Source organism: Synechococcus sp. Nb3U1, from assembly GCF_021533835.1.
Lineage (GTDB): Bacteria > Cyanobacteriota > Cyanobacteriia > Thermostichales > Thermostichaceae > Thermostichus.
In genome coordinates this window covers 661,086-677,637 of sequence record NZ_JAKFYQ010000001.1, presented here as the reverse complement: position 1 = coordinate 677,637, position 16,552 = coordinate 661,086, and the positions used below count along the sequence as shown (strand labels likewise).

General features: G+C 55.9%; 13 protein-coding genes. 6 read left to right on the top strand and 7 right to left on the bottom strand.

Features of this window, described 5'->3' with window-relative positions; translation table 11 throughout:
* Positions 1-199 precede the first annotated feature (199 nt).
* On the top strand, positions 200-1,561 hold the full coding sequence (locus tag L1047_RS03090) for an ABC transporter ATP-binding protein (RefSeq protein ID WP_235277300.1): 1,362 nt from the start codon (positions 200-202) through the stop codon (positions 1,559-1,561).
* A gap of 65 nt (positions 1,562-1,626) precedes the next feature.
* On the opposite strand, the gene L1047_RS03085 is transcribed toward L1047_RS03090, so the two are convergent.
* The 4 genes from L1047_RS03085 to L1047_RS03070 all read right to left on the bottom strand — a co-directional run bounded on the left by L1047_RS03085 (position 1,627) and on the right by L1047_RS03070 (position 6,835).
* The gene (locus L1047_RS03085; RefSeq protein ID WP_235277299.1) at positions 1,627-2,550 is read right to left on the bottom strand and encodes an ABC transporter substrate-binding protein; all 924 of its coding nucleotides are present in this window, start codon (positions 2,548-2,550) and stop codon (positions 1,627-1,629) included.
* Positions 2,551-2,972: 422 nt separating this feature from the next.
* Positions 2,973-3,410: a hypothetical protein gene (locus L1047_RS03080; protein ID WP_235277298.1), complete on the bottom strand. Its 438-nt coding sequence runs from the start codon at positions 3,408-3,410 to the stop codon at positions 2,973-2,975.
* A gap of 516 nt (positions 3,411-3,926) precedes the next feature.
* Positions 3,927-5,492, bottom strand: a complete 1,566-nt coding sequence (locus tag L1047_RS03075; protein WP_235277297.1) for an NAD(P)/FAD-dependent oxidoreductase — start codon at positions 5,490-5,492, stop codon at positions 3,927-3,929.
* An 11-nt stretch (positions 5,493-5,503) separates the two neighbouring features.
* Positions 5,504-6,835 carry a four-carbon acid sugar kinase family protein gene (locus L1047_RS03070; RefSeq protein ID WP_235277295.1) on the bottom strand — a complete coding sequence of 444 codons (1,332 nt, stop codon included), beginning with the start codon at positions 6,833-6,835 and terminating at the stop codon, positions 5,504-5,506.
* Between the two features lie 224 nt (positions 6,836-7,059).
* Between L1047_RS03070 and phoU the strand changes: the two genes are divergently transcribed.
* From phoU to L1047_RS03050, 4 genes are all read left to right on the top strand, one after another.
* Positions 7,060-7,701: a phosphate signaling complex protein PhoU gene (gene phoU / locus L1047_RS03065; RefSeq protein WP_235277293.1), complete on the top strand. Its 642-nt coding sequence runs from the start codon at positions 7,060-7,062 to the stop codon at positions 7,699-7,701.
* A gap of 77 nt (positions 7,702-7,778) precedes the next feature.
* Entirely contained in the window at positions 7,779-10,118 is a 2,340-nt protein-coding gene (locus L1047_RS03060; protein WP_235277292.1) for a ribonuclease R family protein, read from the top strand.
* A 246-nt stretch (positions 10,119-10,364) separates the two neighbouring features.
* Complete coding sequence (clpB, locus tag L1047_RS03055; protein ID WP_235277290.1) at positions 10,365-13,016, top strand: ATP-dependent chaperone ClpB; 2,652 nt, start codon at positions 10,365-10,367, stop codon at positions 13,014-13,016.
* Positions 13,017-13,284: 268 nt separating this feature from the next.
* Positions 13,285-13,656 carry a pentapeptide repeat-containing protein gene (locus L1047_RS03050; protein ID WP_235277288.1) on the top strand — a complete coding sequence of 124 codons (372 nt, stop codon included), beginning with the start codon at positions 13,285-13,287 and terminating at the stop codon, positions 13,654-13,656.
* Positions 13,657-13,693: 37 nt separating this feature from the next.
* Here L1047_RS03050 and coaD read toward each other — a convergent pair whose 3' ends face one another.
* The 3 genes from coaD to psb29 are packed head-to-tail and all read right to left on the bottom strand — an operon-like array spanning position 13,694 to position 15,275.
* Positions 13,694-14,173 carry a pantetheine-phosphate adenylyltransferase gene (coaD, locus tag L1047_RS03045; RefSeq protein ID WP_235277285.1) on the bottom strand — a complete coding sequence of 160 codons (480 nt, stop codon included), beginning with the start codon at positions 14,171-14,173 and terminating at the stop codon, positions 13,694-13,696.
* Between the two features lie 25 nt (positions 14,174-14,198).
* Positions 14,199-14,543, bottom strand: coding sequence for a divalent-cation tolerance protein CutA (cutA, locus tag L1047_RS03040; protein ID WP_235277283.1), 345 nt, complete (start codon positions 14,541-14,543; stop codon positions 14,199-14,201).
* A gap of 12 nt (positions 14,544-14,555) precedes the next feature.
* Positions 14,556-15,275 (bottom strand): photosystem II biogenesis protein Psp29, encoded by a 720-nt coding sequence (gene psb29 / locus L1047_RS03035; protein ID WP_235277282.1) that lies wholly within the window; start codon positions 15,273-15,275, stop codon positions 14,556-14,558.
* A gap of 162 nt (positions 15,276-15,437) precedes the next feature.
* On the opposite strand from psb29, the gene proB reads away from it, so the two are divergent.
* On the top strand, positions 15,438-16,550 hold the full coding sequence (gene proB / locus L1047_RS03030) for a glutamate 5-kinase (RefSeq protein ID WP_235278842.1): 1,113 nt from the start codon (positions 15,438-15,440) through the stop codon (positions 16,548-16,550).
* Positions 16,551-16,552: the final 2 nt, after the last annotated feature.

Genomic DNA, 16,552 nt, shown 5'->3' with positions numbered 1-16,552 from the left:
TACCTGGTACTGTAAGTCTTGCCAATCAGTTGCTCAGGCAAGTACAGTCATCGTACAGGAAACCCATGAAAGGGCTGCAGTGGAGATCTGGACTTTAGAGGCTGGATATCAGAGGATGTAGCTGTCATCTGTTTGACCTTTAAATTTGACCTCTTATTAAGTGGCATTCTCAAGAGCAGGTTGAGCCAGGAAAGACACTATGACTCCAGGGCCCGAAATCCTCATTGCCGTCGAAAACGTCCATAAACACTTTCCTCTGCCGGAAGGGAAAGGGGAGTTTACGGTCTTAAGCCAGGTCAGTCTGGAGGTGAAGGCGGGGGAAGTGCTGGCGCTTTTGGGCCGTAGCGGCAGTGGCAAAAGCACCCTGCTGCGGATTATGGCGGGGTTGATCCCCCCCAGCCAAGGGCAGGTGCTGAGCAATGGTAAGCTCCTGCGGGGGGCTAATCCGGATGTGGCGATGGTGTTTCAGAGTTTTGCTCTGTTGCCCTGGTTAACGGTGCAGGAAAATGTGGAGCTGGGGTTGCAGGCTCAAGGGATCCCACGGGAAGAACGACGGCAGCGGGCCCTCAAAGCAATCGACTTGGTAGGGTTGGATGGCTTTGAAAGTGCCTATCCTAAGGAACTTTCCGGAGGCATGAAGCAGCGGGTGGGGTTTGCCCGTGCCTTTGTATTGGAGCCAAAGGTGCTGTTTATGGATGAGCCCTTTAGCGCTCTGGATGTGCTAACGGCAGAAAATTTGCGGGGGGAAGTTGACGATCTCTGGAATGCCAGCGCCTTTCCGTCCCAAAGCATTTTGATCGTTACCCACAACATCGAAGAGGCGGTCTTTCTGGCGGATCGGGTGGTGATTTTGGGGGCCAATCCAGGGCGGGTGCGGGGGGAGGTGAAGATTGACCTACCCCGGCCCCACGATCGATCGGATCCCCGGTTTAAGTCCTTGGTGGACTACATCTACACGATCATGACCAACCCGGAGATCGAAGTGACCGGGGAGGTGGCGGCGCCAGCCCCGGTGGTGGAGAAAGTGCTCTCTCCTTATGCCCGTCCGCTGCCCTATGCGCGGGTAGGTGGGATCAGCGGTCTGCTGGAATTGATCGTGGAGCATCCGGAAGGCAAGGTGGATATTGCCCATCTGGCAGAGCGGATCCGACTGGCGGTAGACGATCTGCTGCCGATTTTGGATGCAGCAGTATTGCTGGGGTTTGCTCAGGTTTCCGAAGGGGAGGTTTACCTCACAGAGATTGGCCGAGACTTTGCCACTACCACCATTTTGCGCAGTAAGGATCTCTTCCGGCAGCAAGTTTTGGAGCGGGTACCCGTGTTTAAGAGTATTCTGCAAACTCTGGAGGAAAAGCGCAGCCGCTCGATGCGGGGAGATTTCTTTTTGGATCTGTGGGATGAACATTTCCCCCATGCGGAGGCGGAACGGCAGTTTGCCACTGCCGTCGACTGGGGCCGTTATGCGGAGTTGTTTGAATATGATGCTTTTGAAGAACGGCTGTATCTGACGGAAACGACCTCAGATATCCCAGATAAGGTTGGCTCAAACACAGGGGAGTAGTTGGTACTGTAGGCAGGTTTGCCACGCTGCTGCTCAAGCTTGTGAAAGCATTGTCGCTCTTTCCGTTAACTGATAAAACCTGGAGCTAGCGAGGACTGCAAATCTGGCAACGCCGATACAATGTCATAGGCAAGCATCAGACGTGCTGCTTCGGCCCAGACCTCAGCGTCGATGACACCAAGTGGCTCACCTTTACCTCGCACATAAGGCTCTAGCAATTCGAGTGTTCGGGTCTGGTAGGCTACATCTTTGTAGGGTGACCCCTCGGGCACGAAGCGCTCTACGACAAGAGCAGCCGTGCGCGGCTTGTCTGCAAGAGCCCTGGCCCAACCCTCGAAAGTGGCTGCTAGAAAGGCACGCACTACTTCCGGTTTTTCAGTCAACAGGCGTTCTGAGGCAACAATTGTCTGGGCAGTGGACAAGAATCCGTGCTCGCTCAAGCGTAGAACCTTGGGTTCAAAACCATACTTTGCCGCCACTCCAATGGGTTCGTCGATAACATAGCACTGCACAGCTGCGAACTCGCCAGAGATGACACGATCAAACTTGTCACCATAAGGAATCTCCATCACGTCGATGTCGGTGATCCCGTTGACCCCTTTAACCAACTCCATCACTTTGATCCCATCCACATGAACACCGACGCGCTTGCCGACGAGATCCGTGAGGCTTTCAAGGGCAGCTTCTGGTACTGTCATCAGGCCGTAGGGTGAGGCATGGAACATCGTGGCTACTGCCTTCACCGGAGCACCAGCAGCTTGGGCTGCGATGATAAGGTTTTGCTCGGCGCAGGCCATGTCTACGGTTCCCTCAGCTACAGCATTGATCACGTTCAAACCATCTGACCACTCACGGATTTGCACAGATAGGTTGGAGGCAGCGTAGAGACCTTCTGCTTCGGCAAGGAAAAGGCCCGCAAACTGAGCGTTGTATTTCCAATCGAGCTGGAATGTCAGTGTTGTTGTTGCAGATGCCAACCGCGGCAGCATGAGCGTCGCGAGCGCGGCTGTTCCAGTTGCAAGAACTGTTCGGCGATTGCGGAGTGTTCTTATGGGCATCAACTCTCTGTGCATTTTACAAGAGGCGAATAAAGATGCTCTAAGTTTGCATGCTTTTTAGGATACGGTTCTGTATACGTTCCTACAAGGCAAGAACTTACATACTGCTAAAGAAGTTGAGGTTGCAAGGGATCCGCCGCTTGGAAAGTTGCCAATCTGCAGGGATCCCTGCAATTCGGTTTGAGCTGTCTTGACGAGATAGTCGCCTCGAGTTCATTTGGCTGAGGATCTCTGAACTACAGGCTCGACCTCAGTTGCTTGATCTGGTTACTTCAAGGCTGAACCTTACCGAACCGCGCAGCAAGCCCCCCTGTTGCAAACGCGGCTTTACGACCTACAGGCTGGGGAAGATGTCAACCAAACCGACCAGCGCGGCGCACACTGAAGCGGCCAACTCCCACCTGCTGGCCATCTACGATGATTTCAAGGCGATAACGACCCACCGGAATCAAGTCATTGGGTTGCAAAAGGGAACGGACAGTGTCGTAGGCTTGATCCCAAATGATAGAGAACTCACGTAAAAGTTGCTCGCTACCGAACTCACCCTCTTTGTAGATCCAACGCACCCGTACATCAGCACCGCTACGGGTTGACAAAGGCATCAAGGCCCACATACCACTGTCGGCACTTTTGAACTCGCTCGTCGGTGCTCCTACGGAGCCATCCCCCTGCATCTCGTGGAGGGTCTTGTAGAGAACATCAGTGCTAGCCTCACGGTGGAACTTGAAGCTGCTCTCGGGGCAGTTCGTGAGCAGCCGATCCCGAAGATTGTTGGCGAGGATCCGCGGCACATCCGATCCTTTAATCTCATAAAAGTCAGCATCTCGTACCAACTGGCTAGGCTCTCATCTGGTCGGAGCAAAACGGTCGTATTCACACGCTCGTTGTCCACCTGATCAACAATCACCCACTCATTGGGATCACCCTGGATGGTGATAGTGCCCGCAGGACTTAAGCTGGCAGATGCAAAAAGAAGTGCAGCGATTAATCTGGCCTATACCACAGCTCCTACTCCTAAGGCGGCGACTCTTTAGCCTTCTGTGCACAAAACTGAGGTGGATTCTTCGCTTGTTTACTTCCAACCTATAGGGATCCCCACAGAGTGGAGACTGCCTGTCCTCTATCCCTAGTTCCTGTTACCTATTTGCTTCCATTTGTAGGGAGTGGTGGAGACACTTCAACGCCGTCGCGTCCCTGACCGAGGAACAGGATCAAGTTGGCCACGGACTTGCCGAAATGAGCAGGTCAAGACAAATAGGTTGTTTCAGTGATTTTCCGAGGCGGTCGCAAACGTTTTTTGAGAGAAGCTAGCCTCCATGATCCCCTCCAGAGCCGTATTGCCAAGCTTCGCGGCGGCGTTTCCAGAAATAGTTGGAGGCTGCCCCTTCCCAACCCACAGGGATTCGATTCAGCAGGTCGTAGGCCCCTAGCGAGCCCAAATGGCCCATCCACTGTATCAGCTCCCAAGGCCCGATCTGCTTCAGGAGGCTTGCAACCAAGAGGGGATCCCGGCCCATCACCCCCAGCAACGCCTGCGCTAACCCGCCAAACTGCACCACATCCTGCAAAAAGGGCTTCACCACCTGGGGGCCAGCCGCAAACATCGCCCCAAACACGCTGCTCAATAGGCGGTTAATGCTCTGGGGATCCCAATGGCTCTCTTTGAGCGGCGGAATCATCGCTTTCTGAAACAACCCAGTCACGGCTAAGTTGGGTTGGTAAGGTTGCAAAAGGGCTAGAGCCGCTCGGTCGAGCTGCCGAAGGGATAGGGCCTCGTGGATTCCTTGTTGTAGGCGCTCCAGATGGCGTAGCATCGCCCCAAATCCGCCAAAACTGAGGGGGGACTGGCTGCCACTGCTATCTCCCACTGCCAAGATGCGATCCCAAGGCATTTGCAAAGGGCTGCAGCGGTAGGCCGGGAAAACCCCACACAGCTTCCGCACCCAGGTGATCTGCGCCAAATCCACCCCTTGATAAGTGGGCAGACCCTGCAAATAGTCTTGCCAGAGAGTACTGAGGCTGGGGCGGGCCGGGTGCAGATCGCAGTAGGTGAACAGGTAGGTGGTGCGCCCATCTCGAGCAGGGAAGGCTTCCCAGAAGGGCTGATACCCCGATTGTGCCGGGGCAAAACTATAAAATAGATCTCCTGTCGGCTGAGCTGGCAACCCCCGAGCGCAGGATCCCACCACCAAACAGACGCTATCCGGCAGTTGTCCCTTTCTTGCTTGCGCCACCACAGGGGATCGGTGCCCCATCGCATCCAGCAGCACTTGGGCGCGGATCCGGTCTGTATCTGTCTGGATGTGGATCCCATCGGGGTGAACAGTCGCGCCCACAAAGGCTTGCTGTTCCACCAACTGGCCGCCCCATTCCAGGAAGCGGCTCTTCAAGCGCTCCAGCAGCCCCACCGGATCCACCCCCACATTCAACACATCCTCCACCCACCAACTAGGCCCCCCTGCAAAGCCAATCCGCCCTGAGGGATAGTGAGTCACCTTCACCTGTTCCAGTTCTGCCGGGCTGAGCAGCTCCAGGGCCAGTAAAACCTGCAATTCCTGCCCGGAAATGTTCCACTCTTGATCTCGCCCCCGCAGGATCCCACGTTCGATTAGGATCACCCGCCAGCCGCGCTTCGCCAAGGCTGCCCCCAAGAGGATCCCCAAGGTGCCCCCGGCGATCACCACATCGACCTCATCCAGGGATCCCAGCAGTTGGGCCGACGACTGCACCACAGATGGGGAGGAACTTAACTCTCGGCGACGCAGGGATCCCCACCAGCGATCCAAGTTGGGCAAGACTTCGGGAGGAGCAACGAGTTCAGGCGTGACGAGTTCGGCCATCGGAGGGGTGTAGGAGGGTAGCAGGGAAGACACTCCCCTTCAGCCTAAACCAGGCTGGACAGGCGACGATAGATCAACGTCAGCGTATCTGCCTCGCCAACATTGCCCGGAAACAATACCACCGGCAACTGGGGAAAGCGCGGGTGATCCGCCGGTGTGATCACCATCGAGACCCCCGGGTAGATCTGCCCCAGCAAACGCACAGCCGGCAGGTTCAAGCCCACGCTGAGGGTATCGTTGGAGGTGATGCCTCCTTTGCTGATCAAGTAGCTGATCTCGGCAGGTAACCCCTGCACCACCTGCATCAACAGCCCCGAAACTTTTTGCCCGAAAGCCAGGCGCGTTTCTATCGCTGAGGCTCCATGGGTATCAAAGGTCAGTTCTTCCCGGCTGGTATAAACCACGGAGGTGAGCCCAGCCCCATGAGCGCCATGCACTTGGGCGAGAATGTCCTGTAACAGATCTGTTTCGCTACCGGGCTGCAACAGCCGCTTCACCTCCACTTCAATGGCTTGGATCCCGGACTCCTGCAACAGTTGGCTCAGTTGCTGACTTGACTTTTTCACATGGGATCCGACGATCACCACCCCCGGCTGAGCCGACCGGACAAACCGCCCCATCTGCTCTGGGGGAACAGGTTGTGGGGGCAACTGGGCCAAAGCCGTCAACAGGCTGGCGGCACTGCGAAACAAAAAGCGCTTGCCCTGGGAGGCCGCCGCCAAGACATCCTCGGCAAAGCGATCCAAATCCGCCTGGTTTTCTCCATCCACCACACAGCAGACATTTCCCTGCAACGCCAGCAACCGTTCCAAACAGCCGGAACGAATCTGCTCTAGGGTGAACCGTTCCACCTGCTGAGCAGGAATGCGGCCCTGGGTTTTCTCCTGAACATAATCGGGCAAATAGCTGTGGTGGTAGGCAAAAACGGAATCTCGGGCAAATTCGGTCTCGTGAACGGGCACCCATTCCCCGGCTACCCGCAGATAATGCACGCTCTCCCGCGTGATCCGCCCCCCCTCGAAAAAGGCCGGCACCAAAAAATGGGCATCAAACGGCCCCAATTCCGCCGCCATCACATCGGTCTCTAGGGGGTAGTGCCCACGCAGGGTCGAGTCGGAACGACTGACAAAGATCCCCCCAGGATGCCCCAACTCGTCCATCACCTCTTTCAAGGCTTGGCAGACCGATTGGGTCACCTGTACTGCCTCTGTTGGGGAGAGGGCACGGGTGTTGGTAAGGATAAAACGAATCGGGGATCCATCCTGCAAGCCCAGCCTTAACGTATCTGGATCCCAGCGGGTAAGGAGCAAGCAACTGTGAACGGTTTGGGATCCCGTTGGGTCATCATCCAAAACAATGATTGGGGGAAGGGTCATGAGACAGGCTTCAGCGATGAAAGAAATGTAAAGAAAGAAGATGCAGCGAAAAAACCACCGAAAATCCGTTCCCTCTGACCAGAATGCGGATTCTTTTTCATCCTCCCTCAAATTTGCGGTCATTCCCGCGCCCTAGACTAGAAGAATTTGTCATCATCATCATAATGGGGAATTTTGGCTTCAGCCGGGATTCCCCGTCAATATCACCCTTGCTGGGGAGAACAATGGGGCAAATCGAGCTTCAACTCCACATCAAACGGGTGCAGCAGGATGTGCTGCGCATGGGAGCTTTGGCAGAAAAATCGGTGGTGCTGGCCCAACAGGCCCTGTTTGAGCAAAACCTAGCGGCGGCTGAACAGGTGATGACCCAAGACAAACAGATCGATCATCTCTATCGCCAGATCGAGAAAGATTGTATCAGTTTGATTGCTTTGCGATCTCCTGTGGCGCGGGATCTGCGCTGGATTAGCACCCTAATGCAGCTAATACGGGATCTGGAGCGGATTGGCGACTACTCCAAAGACTTGGCAGAAGTGGCCCTGCGTCTGGTGATGTATCCACCGCCGCCGGAGTTGGGACGGATTCAGGTGATGATGCAGCGTTGCCAGAAAATGCTCAGCCACAGCCTGGTGGCCCTGACGGAACTGGATGCGGATCTGGGCCTACAGCTGAAGCGCGAGGATGACGCGGTTGATGAGGACTACACAAGCCTCTACAATACGTTGGCGCAGCAGACTGACATTAAGGGATCGATCGAGCCTATTCTGTTGATGTTGCTGTCGATCCGCTACCTCGAACGTCTGGCTGACCACAGCACCAACATCGGTCAGCGGGTGGCTTTTATCGTTACCGGCCACCGCGATTAACTCTATCCGAGGTTGGCCCGCCCCACCCTGCTCTGATACATCTTTATTCTCCACCTCTTCTTTCGCCAATACCCGCAATGGATTTCTCTCGGCTTTTTCAACATTTTCTCTCCCAAGCGCCTGACCAATTCACCGATAAAGACGCTCTTTTTGCTCTCCTGCAAGCCCATGACCCAGAAGCGCAAGACATGCTGGAGATCGCCCTCGATGGCTTGGTGCGGGCGGGTTTCTTAGAGCAATCTGGGGATCCGCCCCGCTATCGTCGGCAGCCGGATGAGTCGTTGGTGGTGGGGCGTTTGCGCTGCTCCAGCAAAGGGTTTTGCTTTGCCATTCGAGATGAACCGGGGGTAGAGGATGTTTATATTCACGGCAGCAACTTGAGTGGTGCTTGGAATGGTGACCAGGTGTTGGCACGAGTCACCAAAGATGGCAATCGTCGCCGTAGCCCGGAGGGAGAAGTGGCAGCGGTGATCGAGCGGGTCAACTCCACCTTGGTGGGCCGCCTGAAAAAAACGGAACAGGGCTTCCGAGTGGTGCCCTTGGACGATCGGTTGCTCTTCGAGCTGGCTCTCCCCGAATCCGGGATCCCGACCTCTTCAGAGGGATCCCCGACGGAGCTGGTGGAAGGCCGTGTCGCCTACGTGGAAGTGGAGCGTTACCCTCTGGCGGATCTGCCCCCCACCGGCACCATTCGCAAACTTTTGGGCAATGGCCCCGATGCTTCCATCGATGCTGACCTAGTTTGCTGCAAGTACAACCTGCCGCAGGAGTTTTCTTCCACAGTGGTGGAGGCAGCTACCGCTCTGCCGAAAAAGCTCAGCCGTGCCGACCAAAAGGGTCGCCGTGACCTGCGGGATTGGCTTTGTGTCACTCTAGAGCCCCTCGACTTGCAACATCCCCATGGCCTAGAGCCGAATGTAGCGGTGTCCTTACAAGCTCGGCCAGAAGGGGGGTGGCTACTGGGGATCCACATCGCCGATATTCCCCATTGGCTGGAACCAACCCGCACGGGGGGCACCGAGTCCTTACACCCCCTCGAGCAAGAAGCCCAGCAGCGCACTGCTACCGTTTATCTGGATACAATGGTGCTGCCGCTGTTTCCTCCTGAGGCCCATACCCGCCTGGCCCTGTTGCCCCAACAGGAGCGACTGGCCTACTCCCTGCTCCTGAACATGAGCTCAGAAGGAGTATCAGAAGGCTTTGAGATTCAGCCCAGCATTGTGCAGTCGCGGGCGCACTTGTCCTACGGGCAGGTGCAAGCCCTTCTAGCCACCGCCGCCGACTTCAACCCCGAGGAAGAAGTACCGGAGTTGATGGCGCTGCTGCAAAACCTGCTGCGCCTTAGCCAAATTCTGCGGGTGAAACGCCACCAAGCGGGCGGGTTCGATCTGCCCCTGTTGGATTTGCTCACCCCCCACTCCGCTGATGAAAGCAGCTATGGATCCCTGTTGGTGAGCGACCGCCTCAGTGCCCATGCCCTGATGACGGAGATACTGTTGCTGGCCAACCAGACCCTTGGTAACCATTTGCGCCAGTTGGGGATCCCCTCCTTGGCTCGAGTCCAGCCTGCTCCAAGTGCCGAAGCGCTACAGGGCTTTTTGCGCCTGACCAACTCCATGAAGCTGGATCTGAATTTGCAGGATCCCGAAACCGTGACGCTGTCGGACTGGCAACGGATTTGTGCCCGCATCACCGCCCCGGATGTCTTAGCTTCTGGGGCTAGTCCGGCTTTGGTGGCGCAGATGTTGGCCACCTTGCCCCCGGTGGAATATCGCCTGCAGCCCCTGCCAGAAGGGGAATCTCTCGGGCATTTTGGCCTGGGCCTGACGGAACCCTACGCCACCTTTACCGCCCCCCTGCGCCGCTATGGAGATCTGCTCAACCTGCGTGCTCTACATCTGGCTCTCAGCAAAGGACGGGATCGCCGCAGCACACGGGTGAAAACCGGCGTGGATCTGCACAGTCACACCTGTCACGGCCAGATCAACTGGAACGTGTTGCCGCCGAAGGTGCAAGAGGAATGGCAGGCATTTCTCCAGGCTCAACTGGAAACCCTGCGGGAGGGGCATCAGATACGGTTCAAGGCGGAGCAGGAGCTGATGGGTCTGAAGCGCTCCGAATTCATGCAAAAACACTTGGGCGAGTCGTTCCCCGGCCTGATCATCGGCGTGCAAAACTATGGCTTTTTCGTCCAGGTAGACCCGATCCTGGCGGAAGGGTTGGTACGGGTCAGCTCTTTGAAAAACGATTGGTACGAATATCGCAACCGCCAACAGGCCCTAGTGGGCCGCAAAAGCCGACAGCAGTTTCGCCTCGGAGATCGGGTGGAGGTACAGATCAAAAATGTGGACTACTACCGACAGCAAATTGATCTGGCAGTGATCGGGGAAGGGCGGCCCTACGAAGAGGAGGACTAACCCCGATACAGCCCAAGGCGGGGATCCCTCCACAGAGCTGGGTGGGTGGGGACGGTTCTCTGGAACGCTGGATGTTACAAAATGGGCGATACCTAGATCAATAGATGATCAATAAATCATGGGACAGATCAATGGGATCCCGCCTGGAAAGGATCCCGCAACTGGTGCGGCCAAAGCTATTGACCTAAGCCGCTCCCTATACTGAATACCAAATACCAAGTAACACCAAGCTCCTCCCAAACTTCTATGCAGCCCACCAACCCCAATCAATTTACCGAAAAAGCCTGGGATGCCATCGTCAAATCTCAGGATGTAGCTCGTCAGCGCCAACAGCAGCAACTGGAAACCGAGCATCTGCTCCTCTCCCTAATCGATCAAGAGGGGGGGTTGACCCAGACGATTTTGCGGCGGGCTGGCACTGATCCAAAGCTGCTGCGGGATAAGCTAGAGAGCTTCATCAACCAGCAACCCAAATTGGCGCGGGTGGATCAACTCTATCTGGGCCGGGGCCTAGAAACCACCCTGGATCGCGCCGAGGAGTTCCGCAAAGACTACGAAGATGACTTCATCTCTGTCGAGCATTTGTTGTTGGGATCCCTGCAGGATGAGCGGGTTGGCAAGCGGGTCTTAGCTCCTCTGGGCCTGACGGTGGAGCGCCTCAAGCCCATCATTCAAGAGGTGCGGGGCAAGCAACGGGTCACGGACAAAAACCCAGAATCCCGCTATGAAGCCCTAGAACGCTATGGCCGCGATCTGACCCAGGCCGCCCGCGAGGGCAAACTGGATCCGGTGATTGGGCGAGATGAAGAAATTCGCCGCGTGATTCAGGTTCTGTCTCGCCGCACCAAAAATAACCCAGTTTTGATTGGGGAGCCGGGCGTGGGTAAAACCGCCATTGTCGAAGGCTTAGCCCAACGGATCAATCGGGGCGATGTGCCGGAATCCCTGAAAAATCGGCGGGTGATCTCGCTGGATATGGGATCCATGATCGCCGGGGCCAAATATCGGGGCGAGTTTGAAGATCGCCTCAAAGCAGTGCTCAAGGAAGTGACCGAATCGGAAGGGCAGATTGTGCTGTTCATCGACGAACTGCACACCGTCGTCGGGGCTGGAGCCGGAGAGGGGGCGATGGATGCCGGCAACCTGCTTAAGCCGATGTTGGCCCGTGGGGAACTGCGGTGTATTGGCGCCACCACCCTAGACGAATACCGCAAGCACATCGAAAAAGATGCCGCCCTAGAACGCCGCTTTCAGCAGGTGTTTGTGGATCAGCCCTCGGTGGAAGATACCATTTCTATTTTACGGGGCCTCAAGGAGCGCTATGAATTGCACCACGGGGTGAAAATTGCCGACTCCGCCTTGGTGGCCGCCGCCGTGCTCTCCAACCGCTACATTTCCGAACGATTTCTGCCGGATAAAGCCATCGACTTGGTGGATGAAGCCGCCGCCAAGCTGAAAATGGAGATCACCTCCAAGCCGGTGGAATTGGATGAAATTGACCGGCGCATCATGCAACTGCAAATGGAGGAACTCTCCCTGAAAAAAGAGGATGATGTCGCTTCCAAAGATCGCCTCAGCAAAATCGAGCAGGAATTGGCCAACCTGACGGAACGACAACGGGAATTGAACGCCCGCTGGCAATTTGAAAAAGAGGGCCTCGAGCAACTGCAAACCCTCAAATCAGAGCGAGATGCCGTGAAGCTACAAATCGAACAAGCCGAACAAAAATATGATCTCAACCGGGCTGCCGAGCTGAAGTACGGCAAATTGATGGAGCTAGAACGGCAAATTCAGGAACAAGAAGCCCACCTAGCCAGCCAGCAGAGCAGCGGGGAGCCCCTTTTGCGAGAGCAGGTCACCCAGGAGGATATCGCCGAGATCGTTTCCCGCTGGACAGGGATCCCGGTCACCAGCCTGATGGAATCGGAGAAGCAAAAGCTGCTGCAATTGGAAGCCCATCTGCACAAACGGGTGATCGGCCAAGACGAAGCAGTCGCAGCCGTGGCAGCGGCGATCCGACGGGCCAGGGCCGGCATGAAGGATCCCAACCGCCCGATCGGCTCATTTCTGTTCATGGGGCCAACGGGGGTGGGCAAAACCGAGCTCGCCCGTGCCCTGGCGGAGTTCCTCTTCGACACCTCCGAGGCGATGGTGCGCATCGACATGTCCGAATACATGGAAAAACACTCCGTCTCGCGGCTGGTGGGGGCACCTCCGGGCTATGTGGGCTACGAAGAAGGGGGCCAGCTCTCAGAAACGGTGCGGCGGCGGCCCTACTCAGTGGTGCTCTTCGACGAGGTGGAAAAAGCCCACCCGGATGTGTTCAATATCCTGTTGCAGGTGCTGGATGATGGCCGCATTACCGACTCGCAAGGGCGAACGGTGGATTTCAAAAATACAATCATCATCATGACCAGCAACATTGGTAGCGATTTAATCCTAGAAATTGGTGGGGATGAAAGCCGTTATGAGGAAATGAAAACGCAGGTATTGGCCATGTTGCGGCACAATTTCCGGCCTGAATTTTTGAACCGGGTGGATGAATTGATTATCTTCCACGCTCTCACGAAAGCCGAAATTCGCCAGATCGTCAGCCTGCAAATGCGGCGGGTGGAGCAACTGCTCTCGGATCAACAGATTGAGATCCTCCTCACTGATGAGGCCAAAGACTACATTGCTGAGGTGGGCTACGACCCTGTGTTTGGGGCCCGCCCCCTGAAACGAGTGATCCAACGGGAAATCGAAAACCCGATCGCCACCAAGCTGCTAGAAAACGAGTTCCTGCCGGGAGATACGATCCAGGTGGATGTAGCCAACGAACGCCTCTCTTTCCGTAAGCTCGGCTCCACAACTCGCAAAGATCCCCCGGCTCCGATCCCGGCGGAGAGGGTTGGTTAAGGGTTGGTTAATAGGTAGGTGCTCTGTGGGGCAAGGTTGTACCTTTCGCCAGAAAGCCTGAACACGAAGCCCAGGAAAAAGCGGTAGCAGGATTTCAAACGGCAGAGTTCCTGCCGTTTTCTCTGGCAATCAGGATGGATGTTTCAAAAAATCACTGTTAGGGGACAGTTTCTGTAAAAACTGAAATCATTTGTTAAAGACGCTTGATCAAAACAAATTCGATCCGATAGAGATGAGATATCGGGAGCTAATCCTATGGAGAACCGTCATGATCCAAACTCTTTCTGCCCAAACCCTTTCTAAATTGGCTTTGCAGGGAGCCTCTGAACTGCTGGCCCGTTACCAACAGGGAGATCGCTCGTTTCCTCGGTCTTGCCTGCAATATGCCTTTTTGCGGGGGGCCGATCTGCGGCGAGCCAACCTACAGGGATCCGACCTGCACGGGGCCAATCTGCGCTATGCCAATTTGCGGGGCAGCAATCTGGCTGATGCCGACCTACGCTGTGCGGATCTGCGCTATGCCGACTTGGAAGGAGCTTGTCTGGAGGGGGCAAATTTAAGCGGATCCCATTACGACCACAACACCTGCTTCTCCCTAGGGTTCGATCCAGTGGCGGCGGGTATGCAATTGTTTGAATAATACCAAGTACAGGGAATCCCGCAGGAAACCGTCAGAACTATCCTGCCGGAAAGCACTCTCGCAAATCCTGAATCACATTAACGGGCACCAAATGGTCGATCGGGCCGCCCAGCTTGGCGACCTCCTTGACAAGACTACTGCTGACAAAACTGTGTTCACTCGCGGTAGCCAAGAATAGGGTTTCCAGTTCAGGGGCTAAGAGTTTGTTGGTATGAGCCATTTGCAGCTCACCGTCAAAATCCGACAAGACTCGCAAGCCGCGCACGATCACCTTCGCACCCCGCTGACGGGCATAAGCAACCGTGAGTCCGGCAAAAGTATCTACCTCAACATTTTTCAGATGGGCGGTTGCCAGCCCGATCTGGGCTTGCCGTTGTTCGGGGGTAAACAGAGGGGTTTTATTAGGGTTCTTCAAGACGGCAACAATCACTCGGGTAAACAGAGGACTGGCTCGCTCGATGATGTCGAGATGCCCAAGCGTGATCGGGTCAAAGCTACCGGGGTAAAGGGCGATCATGGCCAATCCAGAGCGTTGCTATCCCTCACCCTACCTGCTCTAAAGCCCATGCCAAATAGGTCGGGCTGACTTGGGCAGCAGCCAGAGCCACGATCTCCGGTTCATCGTAAGGGTGCAACTCTCGCAGGCGTTGCTCCAGTTGGGAATAGGCCCCTGCCGGCAGTTTGAACAAAATCAGCGTTTCGGAATCGGTCTGCAGGGATCCCTGCCAGCGATAAAAAGAAGTGATGCTAGGCAGCACCTGTGCACAAGCCACACAGCGTTCTGCCACCAAAGTATGGGCCAACTGCTGGGCGGTGGCAGCGGAGCCGACGGTGGTCATGACCACCATCAAGTGAGGCTGTTCTGTGGGTTCTTGAGGTGTAGCCAAGGAACTCATCAATTAGGTTGTGGGTTCACTGGGATCCGCTATCGGAGTTTCGGGCAGGGTGGCTGTCGGTTGGCGGCGTTCCTGCTGGCGGCGGGCCGCTTTCACCATTTCTTCTACCACGGCACGGGCCTGTTTCATGCGATCTAAGCTGTTACGGTACAGCTCCAGGTCTTTTTTGACTCGTTCTGCTGAAAACTGTAGCTTGCCTACCACATCCTCCAAAAAGCGGCGGGTACGCTCCTCCACATCCGCGTAAAGAGGGATCGCCACCTCTTCATAGGCGGTGTACAGACCAACCGCCAATACCCGGCTGTAGGCGTAGGGGGGCTGAGTCATCCGTTCCAGGATCCCTTTTAATCCACCCACATCTTCTGCTTCTGGCTTCAGACAAAGTAGGTTCAATCGTTGCCTGGGATCCCCGCTACGCATCAACTCCAGCAAATCGCGGGCATTCTTGCGCAAGACCTCTGGTTTTAGCTGTAGAGCTTTACAGAGGGCATTAAAGATCCCCTCTCGTTGCTCAAGCGGCTGGTAGGCTTCCATCAACCCGTCGTAGATGGTTACCAGCCCCAGGGCAAAAAAGGGATCGTAAATAAAGGCACTGTTGACGGTGGCCAAGTGCAGTTCTACCAACAGCTCTTCCACCACCCGACGGTAAACGGAGTTGATCGGGCGGGGGTAGGCGCTGAAAAAGGCAGCTTTACTAGCGGAGAGGGTACGGACAGGATTCACAGGCAGAAGAGGAACGGCAGCTTAAGATTTTGTTCATTTACTCTCCCATTCTCCCTTGCAGCGACCCCGACAGCAAGCCAACTTTCTCTCGTAGCAACAGAGACTCAGCTCCGGTATGGTGGGATATTGGCTGGGATCCCTTGTGGGCAGGTGAATAGGGCGATGGTGGCAGCAGTAACGGTGGTGGTAAAAATCGGCACCTCCAGTCTGACAGATGCTCAGAGTGGTTCGTTGCGACTTTCGGTTTTAGGGCCTTTGGTAGAGGTGCTCACCCGCTTGCGTAGCCAGGGGCATGCGGTGATCTTGGTGTCTTCGGGAGCAGTGGGGGTGGGTTGTGCCCGCCTAGGGTTGCGACAACGACCGACGGCTATTGCGGAAAAGCAGGCGGTGGCAGCGGTAGGGCAGGGGCGGCTGATGCGTCTTTACGATGATTTGTTCTCGGCATTGAACCAACCGATTGCCCAGGTTTTGCTCACCCGTGCCGATTTGGTGGAGCGCACCCGCTATGTCAATGCCAATCGCACCTTTGCGCAGCTTTTGCAGATGGGGGTGATCCCCATCGTGAATGAGAATGACACGGTCGCGGTAGAGGAGCTGAAGTTTGGCGATAACGACTCTCTCTCGGCGCTAGTGGCCAGCATGGTGCAGGCGCAATGGCTGATTTTGTTGACAGATGTGGACAAACTCTATTCGGCGGATCCCAATCGGGATCCCTCTGCTGAGCCCATCGAGCGGGTATTGCGCGGGATCCCCTTACAAGTGAAGGCGGAGGTGCAGGGCAAAAGCGGTTGGGGCACCGGCGGCATGGCCACCAAATTGACAGCAGCCCAAATTGCCACCGCCGCGGGGGTGACGGTGGTGATCACCAATGGCAAACGACCAGAACAGATCCCGGCGATTTTGGCTGGAGAAGCGATTGGCACCCGTTTTGATCCCGCTCCGCAACCGGCTAGTGCCCGCAAACGATGGATTGCCTATGGGTTGGTACCGGAGGGATCCCTGACTTTGGATGCGGGGGCAGTACGGGCTGTGTGTCAGCAGGGGCGATCGGTATTACCCGCCGGGATAACCGCCATTTCAGGAGAGTTTGAAGCGGGGGCAGCCGTGCGCTTGTGCGATGCGACCGGGCAAGAGGTGGCGCGGGGCCTAGTGAACTACAGTGCCGAGGAGTTGCAGCAAATCAAGGGCAAAAAAACCGCCGAGATCCCCCATATTCTTGGCTATGAAGGAGTCGATACGGCTATTCACCGCGATAATCTGGCTTTGCTGGATTGAAT

What these genes read in the sequence shown, in the direction of transcription:
- L1047_RS03090 (WP_235277300.1), top strand. Translation starts at nt 200, where the DNA reads ATGACTCCAGGGCCCGAAATCCTCATTGCCGTCGAAAACGTCCATAAA.
- L1047_RS03085 (WP_235277299.1), bottom strand. Translation starts at nt 2,550, where the DNA reads ATGCTGCCGCGGTTGGCATCTGCAACAACAACACTGACATTCCAGCTC.
- L1047_RS03070 (WP_235277295.1), bottom strand. Translation starts at nt 6,835, where the DNA reads ATGACCCTTCCCCCAATCATTGTTTTGGATGATGACCCAACGGGATCC.
- phoU (WP_235277293.1), top strand. Translation starts at nt 7,060, where the DNA reads ATGGGGCAAATCGAGCTTCAACTCCACATCAAACGGGTGCAGCAGGAT.
- L1047_RS03060 (WP_235277292.1), top strand. Translation starts at nt 7,779, where the DNA reads ATGGATTTCTCTCGGCTTTTTCAACATTTTCTCTCCCAAGCGCCTGAC.
- clpB (WP_235277290.1), top strand. Translation starts at nt 10,365, where the DNA reads ATGCAGCCCACCAACCCCAATCAATTTACCGAAAAAGCCTGGGATGCC.
- L1047_RS03050 (WP_235277288.1), top strand. Translation starts at nt 13,285, where the DNA reads ATGATCCAAACTCTTTCTGCCCAAACCCTTTCTAAATTGGCTTTGCAG.
- coaD (WP_235277285.1), bottom strand. Translation starts at nt 14,173, where the DNA reads ATGATCGCCCTTTACCCCGGTAGCTTTGACCCGATCACGCTTGGGCAT.
- proB (WP_235278842.1), top strand. Translation starts at nt 15,438, where the DNA reads ATGGTGGCAGCAGTAACGGTGGTGGTAAAAATCGGCACCTCCAGTCTG.